The 1,681-nt window shown below is 73.1% G+C and carries 2 protein-coding genes and 1 pseudogene; all 3 read left to right on the plus strand.

All coding sequences use genetic code 11. From position 1 onward, the window contains the following. Positions 1–79: 79 nt before the first annotated feature. Complete coding sequence (locus ABD345_RS39870) at positions 80–883, plus strand: amino acid kinase family protein (RefSeq protein WP_344559726.1); 804 nt, start codon at positions 80–82, stop codon at positions 881–883. A gap of 19 nt (positions 884–902) precedes the next feature. Continuing rightward, positions 903–1,469 carry a type 1 glutamine amidotransferase gene (locus ABD345_RS39875; RefSeq protein ID WP_344559728.1) on the plus strand — a complete coding sequence of 189 codons (567 nt, stop codon included), beginning with the start codon at positions 903–905 and terminating at the stop codon, positions 1,467–1,469. A gap of 47 nt (positions 1,470–1,516) precedes the next feature. Continuing rightward, positions 1,517–1,681 (plus strand): annotated as a pseudogene (locus tag ABD345_RS39880) (Glu/Leu/Phe/Val dehydrogenase); the annotation flags it as partial.

The raw sequence follows: 1,681 nt of genomic DNA on the forward strand, positions 1-1,681 counted from the left end.
GCCAGGCGCTGCAGGCGACCAACCTCCGATTCGGCCTGCCGGTGCAGACCGGCCTGACCATGCAACCGGTGATGCCCGCATGAGCGCGACGACACCCGAGAACGCCCCCACCGTGGTCAAGCTCGGCGGCAGCACCGTCGACGACCTGGCCGACGCCTGGTGGGACGACCTGGCCGAGCACGCCCGGCAGCGGCCGCTGGTCCTGGTGCACGGCTGGTCCAAGCCGCTGAAGAACCTCGGCGCCCGCTACCGCGACCCGTCCGCGGTCCTGCGGGACCGCTACGGCAACCAGAGCCGCTGGACCACCCCCGAGGTGATCGAGGACATCAAGCAGGTCAGCGCCGCCCTCGCGGTGGACGTGCTGGCCCGGCTGGAGCGGCGCGGCGTCACCGGCGAGCGGCTGCTCGGCAGCGACGGGCTGGTCACCGCCGGCGAGGGCGAGCGCTGGTGGTGGAAGGAGAAGCAACTCGTCGAACTGGACAACCTGGTCGGCCCGATCACCGGCGTCGACCCGACCCCGCTGAAGGGCCTGCGGCCCGGCCACGTCCACCTGGTCACCCCGCTGGCCCGCAACACGGCCGGCCAGGAGGTCAACACCGACGCCGACCGGGCGGCCGCCGCCGTCGCCGGCGGCATCGGGGCCGGGCAGCTGGTCCTGGTCACCGACGTCTCCCACCTGCTGATCGACGACCGGCCGGTGCACCGGATCACCGCCGAGGCCGCCGCGAAGTTCCGCGACAAGGGCGCCACCGGCGGCATGCGCAAGAAGCTCCGGGCGGCCGGCGAAGCCCTGGAGCGCGGCGTGGAGCGCGTCGTCATCGGCAGCGCCCCCGTCACCGACCTGGTCGCCGGACGCACCGGCACCGTCATCACCCGAACCTGAGCAGCGAGGAGCCCCGCACGTGGCGAAATCCCGAGTGCTGGTCGTCAACAACGGGACGCTGTCCCTGAAACAGCTCCGCAGCCGCTTCGAGGAGTTCGGCTCGGAGACCGAGGTGGCCGCCGCCGACGCGCTGCCCGCCCGGCTGGACGGCCGCTACCAGGCCGTGGTGCTCAGCGGCACCAAGGTCCGCGCCTACGACGGCGAGTTCTACAAGCCGCTGATCGACCTGGTCAACGAGGCCGACGTCCCGGTCTTCGGGATCTGCGGCGGCATGCAGGTCATCGCCGTCGCGGCCGGCGGCCGGCTCGCCGAGGGCCCGCAGCGGGTCGGCGGCCACCGGGCCGAGGTCGACACCGAGGAGCCGCTCTTCGCGTACGTCGGCCCGGAGGTGACGGTCTTCCACCGGCACACCCTCTACCTCCAGGAAGCGCCGGCCGGCTTCCGCGCGATCGGCCGCTCCGAGCACGCGCCGGTGGAGTTCATCCGCTCCGAGGACGGCCGGATCCTCGGCTCCCAGGCCCACCTGGAGTTCCGCAGCGACGGCCGGGAGATCCTGCGCGGCTTCGCCCGGCTCTACCAGCAGTGAACCACGCCCCCGAATCCTGAACCGTCTGTGCACCGGAGGACCCCGCAATGACTTCGACACGACCGCAGCCGCCCGCCTTCACCACCCACCTCAACGGCAGCGGCGGCACCCTCACGGGCTGGGTGGTCGTCGACTCCCTGGTCGACGGCCTGGCCATGGGCGGCACCCGGATGACCCCCGGCGTCACCGAGGAGGAGGTCGCCGGACTGGCC

This window comes from Kitasatospora saccharophila (assembly GCF_039529925.1).
GTDB lineage: Bacteria > Actinomycetota > Actinomycetes > Streptomycetales > Streptomycetaceae > Kitasatospora > Kitasatospora saccharophila.

What these genes read in the sequence shown, in the direction of transcription:
- ABD345_RS39870 (WP_344559726.1), top strand. Translation starts at nt 80, where the DNA reads ATGAGCGCGACGACACCCGAGAACGCCCCCACCGTGGTCAAGCTCGGC.